This is a genomic window from Stenotrophomonas sp. YJH_SMC_120 (assembly GCF_059368675.1).
On the sequence record NZ_JCAFRY010000029.1, the window covers coordinates 1 to 14,868 of the forward strand.

Consider the following 14,868-nt stretch of genomic DNA (forward strand, 5'->3'; position numbering starts at 1 on the left):
GGCGGTTCAGGGAGAATCCGGCGTGGGGACCCAAGCTACTTCTCGGTCGCAAGACCTGGATCCACACGGTCGCCCACGCCGGGCTCTCGGCACCCAAGGTGCCAGATTGGCAAGAGATAAGATCCACGCCATGCGTGGATGTGCTTGTTCCTTGAACACTGGCAACGCCGTCATGTGCTCTTGGTAGGTGCCGAGCTTGCTCGGCACGCGCCCCGGTCCGGCGCCGCCTCAGGCCTCGCGCAGCGCCAATGCCGGTGGCGTATGCAGGATCGCCCGCGTACCCCACCAGCCTGCCAGCAGGCTCAGCCCGATGCCGACCACGCCGCCGATCAGCAGGCCCGGCCACGGCGGCAGCAATGGCAGCTCGAACACCTTCTGCGAGACTGCCACGCCGATGGCGGCTGCCGCGCCCACCGCGAGCAACGCGGCCAGCGTGCCCAGTGCGCCGAACTCCACCAGCACCGCACCGCGCAGCTGGCGCCGGGTCGCGCCCAGCGTGCGCAGCACAGCGCTGTCGTAGCGACGCTCGCCCGCCGTGGCCTGCAGCGCGGCCAGCAGCACCAGCACGCCGGCCAGCAGGCTGAACACCATCACCAGCTGCACCGCCTGTGCCACCCGTTCCATCACATCGCGCACCTGCGAGATCACCGCGTCCACGTCCAGCAGCGACAGGTTGGGCTGCGCGCGCACCAGCTCGCCCAGTCCGGCTGCCTTGCCGGCCGGCAGGTGGAATGCCGACAGCAGGTTGTGCGGTGTATCGCCCACCGCGTTCGGGTTCAGCAGCACGAAGAAGTTCGGCCGGAAGGTGTTCCAGTCGGCCTTGCGCACACTGGTCACGGTGAACTCGCGCTCCTGCTCGCCTACTGCAATGGTGATGCGGTCGCCCGGATACACGCCGTAGCGCTTGGCCCAGCCGATTTCAACCGACGCCTCCAGCGCCGTGCTGTCGGGCGTCCAGAAGGTGCCGTTCATCAGCGTATTGGCCGGCGGGAAGCAGCTGCGCCAGCTGAAGTTCAACGGCCGGTTCTCGTCGTCATCATCGCGCTGACCTTCGCCCTGTGCCGCTTGTCCGTCCTGACCGGGCTCGCGATCCACGCGCAACGGCGGCTTGCCGTTGATCGCGATCAGGCGGCCGGTGGCCATCGGTTCGATGCTGGCGTCGTTGGCGCCCAGTCCACGCAGCGCGGCCAGCACGCTGTCGCGCTGTTCGGGCTGGATGTTGATCAGGAAGTAGTTCGGCGTATCCGCGGGCAGGCGTTCGCGCCATTGCTGCAGTAGGCCGGGGCCGGTCACCGCCAGCAGCAACAGCGCGCACAGCGACAGCGACAGCCCTACCAGCTGCATCACCGCCAGCATCCGGCGCCGGGTCAGCGCCGCCAGGCCCAGCCGCCAGTGGCCGTGCAGGCGGTGCTGCAGGCCGCGCAGCAGCTGCAGCAGCACGAAGCCGACCACGCCGGCCGCCACCGCCAACGCGGCCAGGCCGCCCAGCACCCATAGCGCCAGCTTGAGATCACCGGTCACCTGCACCGCCAGCAGCAGGCTCGCCGCCAGCGCTGCTACGTAGGCCAGCAGCGAGGCCGGGGGCAGGGCGGCGAAGGAGCGGTTGAGCACGCGCATCGGCGGCACCCCGCGTAGGCGCAGCAGCGGCGGCAGGCCGAAGCCGAACAGCAACAACAGGCCGATGCCGGCGCCGGTCAGCGCCGGCATTGCCTCGGGCAGCGGCAAGCGCTGCGGCACCAGGCTGCCCAGCACCTGCACCAGGCCTTCCTGCGCGGCCATGCCCAGGCCGATGCCGAGCGCACAGGCCGGCACCGCCAGCATCAGCAGCTGCAGCGCCAGGCCAAGCAGGATGTCGCGCTGGCGCGCGCCCAGGCAGCGCAGGATCGCCACCTGGTCGATGCGGCGCAGGGCAAAACGGTTGGCCGCCAGCGCGGTCGCCACGCCGGCCAGCAATACCGCCAGCAGCGCGCTCAGGCCGAGGAAGCGCCCGGCCAGATCAAAGGCCTGGCGCACGCCGCGCTGGGTGTCGTCCACGCTAAGCAGGCGAAGGCCTTTCACCTGTGGCAGCAGCCACTCGCGCAGGGACGCGACCTGTCCTGCCGGTCCTGCAAACATCAGCCGGTAGTTGATGCGGCTGCCCGGACCGAGCAGGCCCGTGCCTTCCACATCGGCGCGGTTGACCAGCAGGGTGGGGGAGAGCGTCAGCAGGTCGCCACCGGTATCCGGTTCGGCCTCGATGATGCCGGCGATGCGCAGCGTGCCAGCGCCGAACTCGAGATCGTCGCCGGCCTTCAGTCCCAGTCCCTGCAACAGGCGCGGGTCGGCATAGGCCTGGCCCTTGGGCGGCGTGCCGGCGTTGGCGATCAGCGCGCCACCGGGCGTGCTGCGCACCCGCAGCGTGCCACGCAGCGGATAGCCCGCCTGCACCGCCTTGATGCTGGCCATCTGGCTGGCATCACCGTTGAACAGCACGCTGCCGAAGCTGGCGATGCGGGTGAAGGCCAGTCCACGCCGCTGCGCCTCGTCGACGAATGCCTGCGGCGGGTCATCGCGCCCGGCGATGCCGAGGTCGCCGCCGAGCATCTCCGCCGCGCTGCCGGTCAGTGCCAGGTTGACCCGGTTCACCAGCGTGCCGACCGCGGTCATCACCGCCACGCCCAGCACCAGTGCGGCGAACACGGTCAGCAGGTCGCCGGCCAGCGCCTCGCGGCGCAGTGCGCGCCACGCGTGCCGCAGCAGGTTCATGCCTGCGCCCCGCGCTCGACCGGCAGCAGGCGGCCGTCGTCGATGCGGTGGATGTACTGGCAACGCTGGGCCAGGCGCAGGTCGTGGGTGACCAGCACCAGGGTGGTGCCGCTGCCGGCGTTGAGTTCGAACAGCAGGTCGCTGATGTGCTGGCCGGTGGCGTGGTCCAGCGAGCCGGTCGGTTCGTCGGCGAACAGGATGCGCGGGCGGGTGACGAACGCACGTGCCAATGCCACGCGTTGCTGCTCGCCGCCCGACAACTGGCGCGGATAGTGGCGGGCGCGATGGGCCAGCCCGACCTGGGCCAGCACTTCATCGACCCGCGCCCGGTCTTCGCGCCCGGCCAGTTCCAGCGGCAGCGCGACATTCTCGGCGGCGGTCAGCGCCGGCAGCAGGTGGAAACTCTGGAACACGAAGCCGACCTCACGCGCGCGCAGCTGGGCGCGGGCCTCCTCGTCCAGCGCCGACAGGTCCTGGCCAGCCAGCGCGATGCGGCCGCGACTGGGCAGGTCCAGCCCGGCCAGCAGGCCGAGCAGGGTGGTCTTGCCGGAACCGGAGGCGCCGACGATGGCCACGCTGGTGCCTTCATGGACCGTCAGGGTGATGTTGTCCAGTATGTGGACTTCACCCTCCGGGCCCTGCACGGACTTGCCGACCTGGTCGACGGCGATGGCGACGGGCGCGCTGCTGGGGGACAGGCTGTCGATGAGGAGACTCCAATGCGCAAGACGGGATGGAGCCGGCGAGCCGGCGCGATGATGGTGCTGCTGCTAGGGTTCCTGCTGTTGCCGGGGCTGGCCTGTGCCAAAGGTCCGGCCGGCACCGTGCTGGTGCTCGGCGACAGCCTCAGTGCTGCCCACAATATCCCTGCCGACGCCGGCTGGGTCAGCCTGCTGCAGCAGCGGGTCAGGCAGCAGTCGAAAACTCCGGCGCGCATCGTCAACGCCAGCATGAGCGGCGAGACCACCGCCGGCGCGCTGACCCGCCTGCCGGCCCTGCTGGCGAAGGAAAAGCCGACCGTGGTAGTGATCGCCCTTGGCGGCAACGACGCACTGCGCGGGCTGACCCCGGCGCAGGTGCAGGGCAACCTGGGAAAGATGGTGCAGGCCAGCCAGAAGGCCGGCGCGAAGGTGCTGCTGCTGGGCATTGACGTGCCGCCCAACTACGGGCCGGCCTATCGCCAGCGCCTGGCGGCGGCCTACAGGGCGCTGGCCACGCAGTACAAGGTGCCGCTGCTGCCCTTCCTGCTGGAGGGGGTGGCCCTGCAGCCGGGCATGATGCAGGCCGACGGCCTGCACCCGACCGCACAGGCGCAGCCAAAGGTGCTGGACAACGTCTGGCCGCTGCTGAGGCCGCTGCTCTGAACCGTTTGTTTACCTCTTGACGGAACTTCACATCGCGTCCACCGTCGATCCGGCATGTTTCACAAAGCTGAAGTTAGAGGGAATCACATGCGTCAGACGAAGGAGACCTCCGGCTTGGTGCTGGTGGTCGAAGACAACCGCAACATCTCCGAGATGATCGGGGAATACCTGGAAGGTCGCGGCTTCGAAGTCGACTATGCACAGGACGGCCTGGATGGCTACCGCCTTGCGGCGGAGAACAGCTATGACGTCGTGGTGCTCGACTTGATGTTGCCGCGCCTGGATGGCATCGAAGTGTGCCGTCGCCTGCGCAATGATGCGCGCAAGTCCACCCCGGTGCTGATGCTCACGGCACGCGACACGCTGGACGACAAGCTCACCGGCCTGGGTTTCGGTGCCGATGACTACCTGACCAAGCCGTTCGCGATCCAGGAGCTGGAAGCCCGCCTGCGCGCGCTGATCCGTCGCGAACGTCGCCAGGTCGGTTCGGAAGTGCTGAAGGTGGCCGACCTGGTGCTCGATCCGGTCAGCATGCGTGCGACCCGTGCCGGCACCGAGCTGCAGCTTTCGCCGATCGGCCTGCGCCTGCTGACCATCCTGATGCGCGAATCGCCGCGCGTGGTCACCCGCCAGGAGATCGAGCGCGAGATCTGGGGCAATGGCCTGCCGGATTCGGACACCCTGCGCAGCCACCTGTACAACCTGCGCAAGATCATCGACAAGCCGTTCGACCGTCCGCTGCTGCACACCGTGCAGAGTGCCGGCTACCGCATTGCCGACATCGCCCAGCCGATGGCCTGAGCAGGATACCCGCCGGTGCAGCAGCAGGCCCGGCCGGGTTGTGGCCACGTACGAGGGCAGGGCATGACCGGCCGGCGTTGCCGCCGGTCATCGCCCATGCACCCGCACGGCGTGGCGCGCTGCCTATAATCGCAGCGCTCTGACCGGGACTCCGCAATGCCGCACGGCCTGCCGCGCAAGATCCGTATCGCCTTCATCCTGCAGGCAGTGCTGGCCAGCCTGGGTATCCTGCTGGGTGCGTGGCTGGTCTCGCTGGTGATCAAGCACAGCCTAGTGGGCGCTGCCCTGCGCGAGGAGGCGGCGTACTACTGGACGCTGCACGAAGCGTCCCCGGTGCAGCCACCGCCCAATACCCAGAACATCCGCGGCTACCTGCTGGAAAGCGGGCAGTCGGCACTGTCGTTGCCGGCCAACCTGCGCAATCTGGAGCCCGGCTTCCACGAACTGCCCAAGGACGACCAGCTGGTGCTGGTTGATGTGCGCCCGGCTGGCCGCCTGTACCTGGTGTTCCTGCGCTCGCGCGCAGAGATGCTGGCGTTCTGGTTCGGCATCGTGCCGGTGCTGCTGACCCTGCTGGCGGTGTATGGCGCCAGCTGGGTGACCTACCGCGCGTCCAAGCGCCTGGTGTCGCCGGTGAACTGGCTGGCTCGACGCGTCTCGCGCTGGGACCCGGGGCATCCGGAAGCGGCCGACCTGGAGCCCAACAAGCTGCCGGCGGACATGCAGGGCGAGACCCGGCAGCTGGCGGCCGCGTTGCACTCGCTGGCCAACCGGGTCAGCGCGCACGTGGCTCGCGAGCGCAACTTCACCCGCGATGCCAGCCATGAACTGCGCACGCCGCTGACCGTCATCCGCGTTGCCAGCGACATGGCACTGGGTGATGAAAGCCTGCAGCCGCGCCTGCGCCGCAGCCTGCAGCGCATCCAGCGGGCTGGCCGCGACATGGAAGCGGTGATCGATGCGTTCCTGATCCTGGCCCGCGAGGCAGACGTCGAACCGCAGATCGAGCTGTTCGACGTCAACGACATCGTCCGCTATGAAGTGGACAACGCCAACGAACTGCTGGGGGCTCGCCCGGTGTCGGTGCACCTGCACAGCGATGGCCCGGTGCAGCTGCATGCGCCGCCGCGGGTGCTGCAGGTGGTGGTCAGCAACCTGGTGCGCAATGCATGCAGCTACACCGACGAGGGGCGCATCGACGTGCATGTGCACAACGATCGGGTGGTGGTGCACGATACCGGCATCGGCATGTCCCCCGAAGCGCTGTCACGGGCGTTCGAGCCGTTCTATCGCGCCGAACCCAGCCGGCCGCAGGGTACCGGCCTGGGCCTGTCGATCGTACGCAGGCTGTGTGATCGCTTCGGCTGGAAGGTCAGCCTGGCCAGCGAGCCGGGCCAGGGCACCGAAGCGACGGTGGTGTTCCGCTGACCGGGCGCCTGCTGCCTTGGTAGTTGCCGACCTTGGTCGGCGCTTTCAGCAGGATTCACGCCGGTGTCCCATGCCAACCAAGGTTGGCATCTACCGGAGCGCGTGCGTGGCGCGCTCCGGCGCACGTCCGCCTCAGTTGCAGTTGACCTTCGGCGCCAGCGCCCTGGTCCAGATCGCATACCCGGCCGGGGTCATGTGCAGCATGTCTTCGCGGAACAGCTTCGCATCCGGCTGGCCATCCGCGCCCAGCATCGGTGTGTAGATATCGGTGAAGCCGGTGTTGGGCAGCTTGGCCAGCGCGGCCTTGATCAGCGTGTTGGCCTCGTTGATCGCCGGCAGCAGGTGCGCCCGCGACGGGCTCGGCTTGATCGACAGGTACTCGACCTTGGTCTTCGGCAGGTCGCGATGCACGCGCTGCACGAAGGCGACCACGTCGTCGCGCACCTGGGTCGGGGTGCGGCCGCTGTTGAGGTCGTTGTCACCGGCGTAGAAGAACACCTTGCACGGCGCATACGGCACCACGATCTGGCCGGCATACCAGGTGCTGTCACGCACTTCCGAGCCGCCGAAACCGCGGTTGAATACAGGCTGGCCGGGGAAGTCGGTGGCCAGGTTCTCCCAGAAGCGGATGGAGGAGCTGCCGATGAATTCGATGCCACCGCGGGGCGGCGGGTTGGCCTGGTCGGCGCTGGCGAACCGGGCCATGTCGCCGGCCCAGGCCACGTTGGAGACCTGTTCGGGTACCCGGGGCGACGTGGTCGGGCCCAGGGCCTGGGCCAGCGGTGCGGCGGTCAGCAGGCCCAGCATCAGCAGGCAGGTACGGCGACGGGACATCAGGCGCTCCAGCAGGGAAGGGAACGTCATCATAGAAGCTGGGGCGGGCCGGGGCTTGCCCCTGGCAGTCCATTCACCGGGCCGGTGCCGGGATGCGGCTGGCGGCCTTGTGGCAAAATGGCGGCCATCTGCCTATTCCTGTGCACCCATGATTCCCTGCCGTGCGTCTGAGCGGTCGCTGCGCCGCGCCCCTGTTGCTGGATGTTCCACCCGTGGCTGATCAGTTCGGCCATCTGCCGCGCGGCCCGCGCCGCATCTTCCAGGCCGCCCGCTGGTCCTGGCAGGGCCTGCGCGCCGCCTGGCTGCACGAATCGTCGTTCCGGCTGGAGGTCTACCTGCTGATCCTGCTGGCGCCTGTCGCGGTCTGGCTGGGGCAGACGCCGGTCGAGCGTGCGCTGATGATCGGTTCGATGCTGCTGGTGCTGGCGATGGAACTGGCCAACTCGGCGATCGAGGCGGTGATCGAACGTTACGGCAGCGAAATCCACGAGTTGGCTGGCCGCGCCAAGGACATGGGCTCGGCGGCGGTGTTCGTGCTGATGATGAACGTGCTGTTGTGCTGGGCCCTGGTCGTGGTTCCGCACGCGCTGGCCGGCAGCTACGGCTGAAACCCCATTCCCCCACTGCCTTGAAGAGATTCCATGTCCTTTGAGTTCCTCGCCGACCCCAATGCCTGGGTAACCCTGTTCACGCTCAGCGCGCTGGAAATCGTGCTCGGCATCGACAACCTGGTATTCATTTCCATCGCGGTCAGCAAGCTGCCGGAAGAACGTCGCCCGTTCGCACGCAAGCTCGGTATCGCCGTGGCCTGCATCACCCGTATCGGTCTGCTGGTGTCGCTGGCGTATCTGGCGCACATGGCGGCCAACCTGTTCACGGTGGCCGGCATGGGCATCTCCATCCGTGACCTGGTGCTGATCGTCGGTGGCCTGTTCCTGATCATCAAGGGCTGCATGGAGATCAAGGAACTGATCAGCGGCGGCGAGGATGAAGATCCGAGCACCACCAAGGCCTCGGCCGTGTTCGGCTACGTGATCGCGCAGATCGCGGTGATCGACATCGTGTTCTCGCTGGACTCGGTGATCACCGCGGTTGGCATCGCCGACCACATCCCGGTCATGGTCGCCGCCATCCTGCTGTCGGTGTTGGTGATGCTGCTGGCCGCCAACCCGCTGGGCCGCTTCATCGACGCCAACCCGACCGTGAAGATGCTGGCGCTGGCCTTCATCCTGATGATCGGTGCGGTGCTGATCCTGGACGGCCTGGACGTGCACGTGCCCAAGCCCTACATCTACGCCGCGATGGGCTTCTCGGTGCTGGTGGAATGGCTGAACCTGCTGATGCGCCGTCGCGCGCGCGAGCACAACGTGCCGGGCGCCGGCAACTGGTAAGCGCCTCTGGCATGTAAGTCCCTCAGAACCCCCGGCCCGGCCGGGGGTTCTGCGTTTGTGGGGGGCACGGCTCTGCTACGGCGCTGCGGTTTTTGCACTTGCAGCGGGTTTCCGTGCCTCACTTGTGAACCAGAATCAACAGTGTTTTCCCGGGGCGAGGCTTAATCCGGCACAGCAAAGCGCGCAGGCTACGCACTCCCGAATCCCTCCCCCAGGACCCCCCATGAATTCCAGAGCCGCCTTGCTGGCGCTTGCCGTCGGCGCCTTCGCCATCGGAACCACCGAGTTTGCGCCGATGGGCCTGTTGCCGGTCATCGCCGACGGCGTGGGTGTGGGCATTCCCACTGCCGGCATGCTGATCACCGCTTACGCCGTGGGCGTGATGCTGGGCGCACCGGTGATGACCCTGCTGATGGGCCGCTTCGGCAAGCGCACCGCGCTGATGCTGCTGATGTCGATCTTCGTGGTCGGCAACCTGCTCTCGGCACTGGCCCCGAACTACGGCCTGCTGTTGCTGTCGCGCCTGGTCACCAGCCTCAACCACGGTGCCTTCTTCGGCATCGGTGCGGTGGTTGCCGCCAGCCTGGTGCCGAAGGACAAGCAGGCCGCCGCCGTGGCCACCATGTTCATGGGCCTGACCATCGCCAATATCGGCGGCGTGCCGCTGGCGACCTGGGTGGGCCAGCAACTGGGCTGGCGCCTGTCCTTCGCCGGTACTGCAGTGTTGGGCCTGATTGCGATCACCGCGCTCGGCTTCGCGCTGCCGGCATCTGCACCGGGGCCGCGCCCGGACGTGCGCCGCGAACTGAAGGCGATCCTGCAGCCGCAGGTACTGCTGGCGATGGGCACCACGGTGCTCGGCGCGGGTGCGATGTTCACTCTGTACACCTACGTGGCGCCGGTGCTGACCGAACTGACCGGCGCCTCCAACACCTTCATCGCGATGTCGCTGGCCCTGATCGGTATCGGCTTCACGTTTGGCAATGGCATCGGTGGGCGCATGGCCGACTGGTCGCTTGATGGCGCGACCCGCATCCTGCTGGCGGTCCTGGCCGTGCTGATGTTCGTGCTGCCGCTGGCCTTCATGCACCACGCCACTGCGGCGCTGGGCGTGCTGCTGTTCGGCGCGGCGACCTTCGCCATCGTGCCGCCGCTGCAGATCCGGGTGATGCAGGCGGCGAGCGAGGCGCCGGGCCTGGCGTCGTCGATCAACGTGGGTGCGTTCAACCTCGGCAACGCGGTGGGTGCCGCGCTGGGGGGCGCGGTGATCAGCTCGGGTTTGGGTTACGCGGCGATTCCGGTGGCCGGTGGCCTGCTGGCGGCATCGGGCCTGCTGCTGGCGTGGCTGGGGCGTCCCCGCACTGCGGTGGCTGAAGCCTGCTGAGGGGAGAGGGTTTCCGGCAGGGCTTGCAGCCCTGCACCCGCTGCAATCAACGTCAACGTCAAAAGCTGGTTATCCGTGGGGTGGCGGGGTGGGTCCGGTGGCGGGGGACGCCGTGAATCCGTCCCTGGAGGCTTGGCAGCCGCATCCATGCGGCCAGATCAGACACCCCCGCCACCGGACCCACCCCGCCTTCGACAATTTCCCGCGGTCTGCCGGAACGGCGTTCCGCTCCGGTAGGTGTCGACCTTGGTCGACACGAATGCCTGAAGAACCGCGTTTTGCTTTTGATTTTTCTTTTGATCTCCCCGCGGTGCCCAGGAAATTGTCCGTGGCCGGGAGGGTGGGTTGGCTGGGGGCGTGAGCGCCATGGGCCCGAGGCATGCCACGGGCGGGTTGGGCAGGATGCCCAACCCCGGTCTTGCCGTGTGCGCAGGACAGCGCACACGAGCAAGCGCGATCGAGCTTACATGGACGTACTTGCAGCGCCCCCCAGCCAACCCACCCTCCCGGCCGACCCCGATAACGCTTCCTCGCCAACCACCGCGGAGGGGGCGGCGCCCGATGGCCGGTCTTTCACTCGAACCGTGGCATGCTCGGTGCCCAGTCCACCCGGAACCTCCGCCATGCGCCTGTTCACCCGTGTCCTGCCCCTGATGCTGCTGGCCTCCCTGCTGTCCGGCTGCGGCTACAACGCCATCCAGCAGAAGGATGAAGCGGTCAAGGCCAGCTGGTCCGAAGTGCTCAACCAGTACAAGCGCCGCGCCGATCTGGTGCCCAATCTGGTGCAGACCGTGAAGGGCTTTGCCAGCCAGGAAGAGCGCGTGCTGACCGAAGTCACCAACGCCCGCTCGCGTGTTGGCCAGATCAACGTCAACGCCGACGACGAAGCCTCGCTCAAGCAGTTCCAGCAGGCCCAGGGTGAACTCGGCAGCGCACTGTCGCGGCTGCTGGTGGTCACCGAGAACTACCCGGTGCTGAAGTCGGACCAGAACTTCCGCGACCTGCAGGCCCAGCTGGAAGGCACTGAAAACCGCATCACCGTCGCCCGCGGCCGCTACATCCAGCAGGTGCAGGATTACAACACCTACATCCGCTCGTTCCCGCAGGTAATCACCGCCAAGATCTTCGGCTACAAGACCAAGCCGAACTTCACCGTGGAAAACGAAGCGCAGATCTCCAACGCGCCGGCGGTCGATTTCGGCAGCGCGCCGCAGCAGCAGCCGGCACCGCAGCCGGGCCACTGACCCATGCGCCTGGCCACTGCGCTCCTGGCCCTGCTGCTATGGCTGCCGCTGGCATCGCACGCCCAGCAGCTGGCGCCGGTTCCGGCGCTGGATTCGCCGGTGGTCGACACCACCGGCACGCTGGATACCGCGCAGAAGCAGGCGCTGGTACAGCAGGCGCTGGACCTTCAGCAGCGCAAGGGCAGCCAGCTGCAGGTGCTGGTGGTAGCTACGACCCAGCCGGAAGACATCGCGCAGTACACCACGCGGGTCTTCGACCAATGGCAGATCGGCCGCAAGGGCGTGGACGACGGGGTGCTGCTGGTGGTGGCCAAGGACGACCGGCGCGTGCGCATCGAGCCGGGCTATGGCCTGGAAGGTGCGATTCCCGATGCCATCGCCAACCGGGTCATCCAGGAATACCTGGTGCCGCGCTTCCGCAGCGGCGACTACGCCGGTGGCATCACCGACGCCACGGCGGTGCTGGTCAAGCTGATCGACGGGGAAGCGCTGCCGGCACCGGTCAGCGGCCATCGCGGGCGCGAGCCCAGCGGTGGTGGCGATACCTGGTTCCTGGCGCTGTTCATCGGTGTGTTCGCCGGCAGCATCCTGCGCGGGATCTTCTCGCGCGTGCCGCGTCCGCTGCGTGGCCTGCTCGGTGGTGCCGGTGCGGCGCTGGCGGCATTCCTGTTCACCTCCACGCTGCTCGCCAGTGGCCTGGCTGGCGTCGTGGGCCTGATTGTTGCCATGCTCTCCGGTCACCCGGGCCGCTTTGCCGGTGGCGGTGGCTGGGGCGGTGGCGGCTGGGGCGGTGGCGGCTGGGGCGGCGGAGGCGGCTTCGGCGGGGGCGGTGGATTCGGCGGCGGCGGTTGGGGCGGCGGCGGTGGCCGCTCCGGCGGTGGTGGTGCTTCGGGGGGCTGGTGATGATCCAACGACTGTGTCGTCATGTATTTTCGCCGTCGGTACGGCGCGCGTTCCCGCCGGCCACGCTGCAGGCGATCACCGAGGCCATCGCAGCCGGTGAGCAGCGCCACGGCGGCCAGGTGATGTTCGCGGTGGAAGCGGACCTGCCGCTGGCCGCGCTGTGGCACAAGGTCACCCCGCGCCAGGCCGCCGAACATGCCTTCGCGCGCCTGCGCACCTGGGATACCACCCACAACAACGGTGTGCTGATCTACCTGCTGCTGGCCGACCACGCCATCGAGATCGTCGCCGACCGTGGCCTGCAGGGCCGGGTCAGCCCGGCACAATGGCAGCGGGTCTGCACCCACCTGCGCGAGGGCCTGCGTGGCTCCCATCCGGTGGAGGCGCTGCAGGATGCCATCGACGAGGTCTCCAGCCTGATCGAAGGGCACTTTCCGGCCTCGACCCGGTCGAACGATGACGCGTTGCCGAACTCGCCCCAGCTCCTTGGTTGAGCCGGGGCGGCACTGGCCCGAGAATAGGCGTTCAACCGCAAGGCACCTTCCATGATCTATTTCCACGACATCGACCCCATCGCCCTCTCGCTGGGGCCGATCAAGGTGCATTGGTACGGCATCATGTACCTGCTGGGCTTCACCGCCGCCTGGCTGCTGGGACGCAAGCGCATCGCCGCCGGCCGCCTGCCGGGCGTCGACGCCAATGGTTTCTCCGACCTGCTGTTCTACGCCATGCTTGGCGTGGTGCTGGGCGGGCGCATCGGCTACATGCTGTTCTACGCGCTGGGCGATTTCCTGCACAACCCGCTGCTGCTGTTCAAGGTGTGGGACGGCGGCATGAGCTTCCACGGTGGCCTGCTGGGCGTGCTGGGCGCCTGCTGGTGGTGGTCGCGCAAGCACAAGCTGCATTTCTTCGACACCATGGATTTCATGGCGCCGCTGGTACCGCTGGGCCTGGGCTTCGGCCGCATCGGCAACTTCATCGGTGCCGAGCTGTGGGGCAAGTACACCGACGGTACCTGGGGCGTGGTGTTCCCGTCCGGCCTGCCGGCGCCGCTGAACCAGCTGGACCACGCGACCCTGCAGGCGCAGTTCGCCACCGGCGCGCTGAACCAGTTCGCGCGCCATCCGTCGCAGTTGTATGAAGCCTTCCTGGAAGGCCTGGTGATGTTCGTGGTGCTGTGGGCCGTGTCGGCCAAGCCGCGCCACCGTTACCTGGTCGGCGGCCTGTTCGCGCTGATGTACGGCCTGTTCCGCTTCGCGGTGGAGTTCGTGCGCATGCCCGACAACGGCGTCTACGTGGCCTTCGACTGGCTGACCCGTGGCCAGATCCTCAGCCTGCCGCTGATCGCCTTCGGCCTGGTGCTGCTGGTGATGTCGCGCCGCGCGCCGGTGCTGCAGCCGCAGTTGCCGGTGGCTGCCGAGGGCAAGGCATGAAGCCCTACCTGGACCTGCTGGCGCACGTGCTCGAACACGGCGCCGAGAAGAGTGATCGCACCGGCACCGGCACCCGCAGCGTGTTCGGCTGGCAGATGCGCTTCGACCTCAATGAAGGTTTCCCGCTGGTCACCACCAAGAAGCTGCACCTGCGCTCGATCATCCACGAGCTGCTGTGGTTCCTGAAAGGCGACACCAACATCGGCTACCTGAAGGACAACCAGGTGCGCATCTGGGACGAGTGGGCCGACGGGAACGGCGATCTCGGCCCGGTGTACGGCAAGCAGTGGCGCAGCTGGGCCACCGCCGATGGCCGTGAGATCGACCAGATGCAGTGGCTGGTCGACGAGATCAAGCGCAACCCCGATTCGCGGCGGCTGGTGGTCAGCGCCTGGAACGTGGGCGAGCTTTCGCAGATGGCGCTGATGCCGTGCCACAACCTGTTCCAGTTCTACGTGGTGGACGGCAAGCTCAGCTGCCAGCTGTACCAGCGCAGCGGCGACATCTTCCTCGGCGTGCCGTTCAACATCGCCAGCTACGCGCTGCTGACCCACATGGTGGCGCAGGCCACCGGCCTGGGCGTGGGCGATTTCGTGCATACGCTGGGCGACGCGCACCTGTATTCGAACCACTTCGAGCAGGCGCGCGAGCAGCTGTCGCGTGAACCGCGCGCGCTGCCAAAGCTGTGGTTGAACCCGGAGGTGAGCGACCTGTTCGGCTTCCAGTTCGACGACATCCGCATCGACGGCTACGATCCGCACCCGGCCATCAAGGCGCCGGTGGCGGTATGAGCGCGATGAAGCTGTCGATGATCGTGGCGCTGGATCGCAACCGTGGCATCGGCCAGGGCAATGCCATGCCCTGGCACCTGCCGGACGACTTCAAGCACTTCAAGGCGCTCACCCTGGGCAAGCCGATCCTGATGGGCCGCAAGACGGCCGAATCGATCGGCCGCGTGCTGCCGGGACGGACCAACCTGGTGCTGACCCGCAGCGGCCAGGTGCCGTTCGAGGGCATGCGCGCGGTGGCGTCGCTGGACGAGGCGAAGGCGATTGCCGAAGGCGAGGGCGCCAGCGAGCTGTGCATCATCGGCGGCGGCGAGATCTTCCACCAGCTGCTGGACCAGGCCAGTGACCTGTACCTGACCTGGGTGGATGCCGAAATCCCCGCTGATACCCATTTCCCCGAAGTCGACATGCAGGACTGGCGGGAAGTGAGCAGCGAGCCGCACCCGGCCGACGAACGCCATGCCTACGCGTTCCGCTTCGCGCACTACGTGCGCCGCTGATCGCGCAAAAACACCGACGGGGATGTCGACGGGGTAGAGTCGACTCTTGGTCG

General features: G+C 67.8%; 15 protein-coding genes. 12 read left to right on the plus strand and 3 right to left on the minus strand.

The annotated features are described in order from the left end of the window. Nucleotides 1-228: 228 nt before the first annotated feature. Both AC5P60_RS20340 and AC5P60_RS20345 read right to left on the minus strand, forming a co-directional pair. On the minus strand, nucleotides 229-2,745 hold the full coding sequence (locus tag AC5P60_RS20340; RefSeq protein ID WP_483693544.1) for an ABC transporter permease: 2,517 nt from the start codon (nucleotides 2,743-2,745) through the stop codon (nucleotides 229-231). Then, on the minus strand, nucleotides 2,742-3,389 hold the full coding sequence (locus tag AC5P60_RS20345; RefSeq protein WP_005408121.1) for an ABC transporter ATP-binding protein: 648 nt from the start codon (nucleotides 3,387-3,389) through the stop codon (nucleotides 2,742-2,744). Before AC5P60_RS20345 ends, AC5P60_RS20340 begins: the two co-directional genes overlap by 4 nt. Before the next feature lie 75 nt (nucleotides 3,390-3,464). Here AC5P60_RS20345 and AC5P60_RS20350 point away from each other — a divergent pair, with 75 nt between their 5' ends. The 3 genes from AC5P60_RS20350 to AC5P60_RS20360 all read left to right on the plus strand — a co-directional run bounded on the left by AC5P60_RS20350 (nucleotide 3,465) and on the right by AC5P60_RS20360 (nucleotide 6,338). Further along, on the plus strand, nucleotides 3,465-4,109 hold the full coding sequence (locus tag AC5P60_RS20350; RefSeq protein ID WP_012479183.1) for an arylesterase: 645 nt from the start codon (nucleotides 3,465-3,467) through the stop codon (nucleotides 4,107-4,109). 87 nt (nucleotides 4,110-4,196) lie between these two features. Beyond that, nucleotides 4,197-4,910, plus strand: coding sequence for a response regulator transcription factor (locus tag AC5P60_RS20355; protein WP_002811889.1), 714 nt, complete (start codon nucleotides 4,197-4,199; stop codon nucleotides 4,908-4,910). A gap of 156 nt (nucleotides 4,911-5,066) precedes the next feature. Continuing rightward, the gene (locus tag AC5P60_RS20360) at nucleotides 5,067-6,338 is read left to right on the plus strand and encodes a sensor histidine kinase (protein WP_005408124.1); all 1,272 of its coding nucleotides are present in this window, start codon (nucleotides 5,067-5,069) and stop codon (nucleotides 6,336-6,338) included. A gap of 132 nt (nucleotides 6,339-6,470) precedes the next feature. On the opposite strand, the gene AC5P60_RS20365 is transcribed toward AC5P60_RS20360, so the two are convergent. Further along, a complete protein-coding gene (locus AC5P60_RS20365; protein ID WP_049433205.1) occupies nucleotides 6,471-7,172 on the minus strand; it encodes an SGNH/GDSL hydrolase family protein in 702 nt (233 codons plus the stop codon). Nucleotides 7,173-7,384: 212 nt separating this feature from the next. On the opposite strand from AC5P60_RS20365, the gene AC5P60_RS20370 reads away from it, so the two are divergent. From AC5P60_RS20370 to AC5P60_RS20410, 9 genes are all read left to right on the plus strand, one after another. Further along, nucleotides 7,385-7,780: a diacylglycerol kinase gene (locus AC5P60_RS20370; protein ID WP_005408126.1), complete on the plus strand. Its 396-nt coding sequence runs from the start codon at nucleotides 7,385-7,387 to the stop codon at nucleotides 7,778-7,780. 33 nt (nucleotides 7,781-7,813) lie between these two features. Continuing rightward, a complete protein-coding gene (locus tag AC5P60_RS20375; RefSeq protein ID WP_005408127.1) occupies nucleotides 7,814-8,563 on the plus strand; it encodes a TerC family protein in 750 nt (249 codons plus the stop codon). A 223-nt stretch (nucleotides 8,564-8,786) separates the two neighbouring features. Continuing rightward, entirely contained in the window at nucleotides 8,787-9,947 is a 1,161-nt protein-coding gene (locus AC5P60_RS20380; RefSeq protein ID WP_012479186.1) for an MFS transporter, read from the plus strand. A gap of 623 nt (nucleotides 9,948-10,570) precedes the next feature. Then, entirely contained in the window at nucleotides 10,571-11,191 is a 621-nt protein-coding gene (locus AC5P60_RS20385) for a LemA family protein (protein ID WP_012479189.1), read from the plus strand. Nucleotides 11,192-11,194: 3 nt separating this feature from the next. Next, nucleotides 11,195-12,094, plus strand: a complete 900-nt coding sequence (locus AC5P60_RS20390) for a TPM domain-containing protein (protein WP_495201815.1) — start codon at nucleotides 11,195-11,197, stop codon at nucleotides 12,092-12,094. Beyond that, the gene (locus tag AC5P60_RS20395) at nucleotides 12,094-12,588 is read left to right on the plus strand and encodes a TPM domain-containing protein (RefSeq protein ID WP_032966445.1); all 495 of its coding nucleotides are present in this window, start codon (nucleotides 12,094-12,096) and stop codon (nucleotides 12,586-12,588) included. The genes AC5P60_RS20390 and AC5P60_RS20395 overlap by 1 nt, the downstream gene beginning before the upstream one ends. Before the next feature lie 51 nt (nucleotides 12,589-12,639). Continuing rightward, on the plus strand, nucleotides 12,640-13,527 hold the full coding sequence (gene lgt, locus AC5P60_RS20400; RefSeq protein ID WP_033834746.1) for a prolipoprotein diacylglyceryl transferase: 888 nt from the start codon (nucleotides 12,640-12,642) through the stop codon (nucleotides 13,525-13,527). Then, nucleotides 13,524-14,318, plus strand: coding sequence for a thymidylate synthase (locus AC5P60_RS20405; protein WP_483693542.1), 795 nt, complete (start codon nucleotides 13,524-13,526; stop codon nucleotides 14,316-14,318). Before lgt ends, AC5P60_RS20405 begins: the two co-directional genes overlap by 4 nt. A gap of 5 nt (nucleotides 14,319-14,323) precedes the next feature. After that, nucleotides 14,324-14,815, plus strand: a complete 492-nt coding sequence (locus tag AC5P60_RS20410; protein WP_024958640.1) for a dihydrofolate reductase — start codon at nucleotides 14,324-14,326, stop codon at nucleotides 14,813-14,815. Nucleotides 14,816-14,868 lie beyond the last annotated feature (53 nt).

Excerpts from the sequence above, each read along its gene's own strand:
- AC5P60_RS20350 (WP_012479183.1), top strand. The coding sequence starts at position 3,465 with ATGCGCAAGACGGGATGGAGCCGGCGAGCCGGCGCGATGATGGTGCTG.
- AC5P60_RS20405 (WP_483693542.1), top strand. The coding sequence starts at position 13,524 with ATGAAGCCCTACCTGGACCTGCTGGCGCACGTGCTCGAACACGGCGCC.
- AC5P60_RS20385 (WP_012479189.1), top strand. The coding sequence starts at position 10,571 with ATGCGCCTGTTCACCCGTGTCCTGCCCCTGATGCTGCTGGCCTCCCTG.
- AC5P60_RS20380 (WP_012479186.1), top strand. The coding sequence starts at position 8,787 with ATGAATTCCAGAGCCGCCTTGCTGGCGCTTGCCGTCGGCGCCTTCGCC.
- AC5P60_RS20365 (WP_049433205.1), bottom strand. The coding sequence starts at position 7,172 with ATGTCCCGTCGCCGTACCTGCCTGCTGATGCTGGGCCTGCTGACCGCC.
- lgt (WP_033834746.1), top strand. The coding sequence starts at position 12,640 with ATGATCTATTTCCACGACATCGACCCCATCGCCCTCTCGCTGGGGCCG.
- AC5P60_RS20390 (WP_495201815.1), top strand. The coding sequence starts at position 11,195 with ATGCGCCTGGCCACTGCGCTCCTGGCCCTGCTGCTATGGCTGCCGCTG.
- AC5P60_RS20340 (WP_483693544.1), bottom strand. The coding sequence starts at position 2,745 with ATGAACCTGCTGCGGCACGCGTGGCGCGCACTGCGCCGCGAGGCGCTG.
- AC5P60_RS20360 (WP_005408124.1), top strand. The coding sequence starts at position 5,067 with ATGCCGCACGGCCTGCCGCGCAAGATCCGTATCGCCTTCATCCTGCAG.
- AC5P60_RS20395 (WP_032966445.1), top strand. The coding sequence starts at position 12,094 with ATGATCCAACGACTGTGTCGTCATGTATTTTCGCCGTCGGTACGGCGC.
- AC5P60_RS20375 (WP_005408127.1), top strand. The coding sequence starts at position 7,814 with ATGTCCTTTGAGTTCCTCGCCGACCCCAATGCCTGGGTAACCCTGTTC.
- AC5P60_RS20355 (WP_002811889.1), top strand. The coding sequence starts at position 4,197 with ATGCGTCAGACGAAGGAGACCTCCGGCTTGGTGCTGGTGGTCGAAGAC.
- AC5P60_RS20410 (WP_024958640.1), top strand. The coding sequence starts at position 14,324 with ATGAAGCTGTCGATGATCGTGGCGCTGGATCGCAACCGTGGCATCGGC.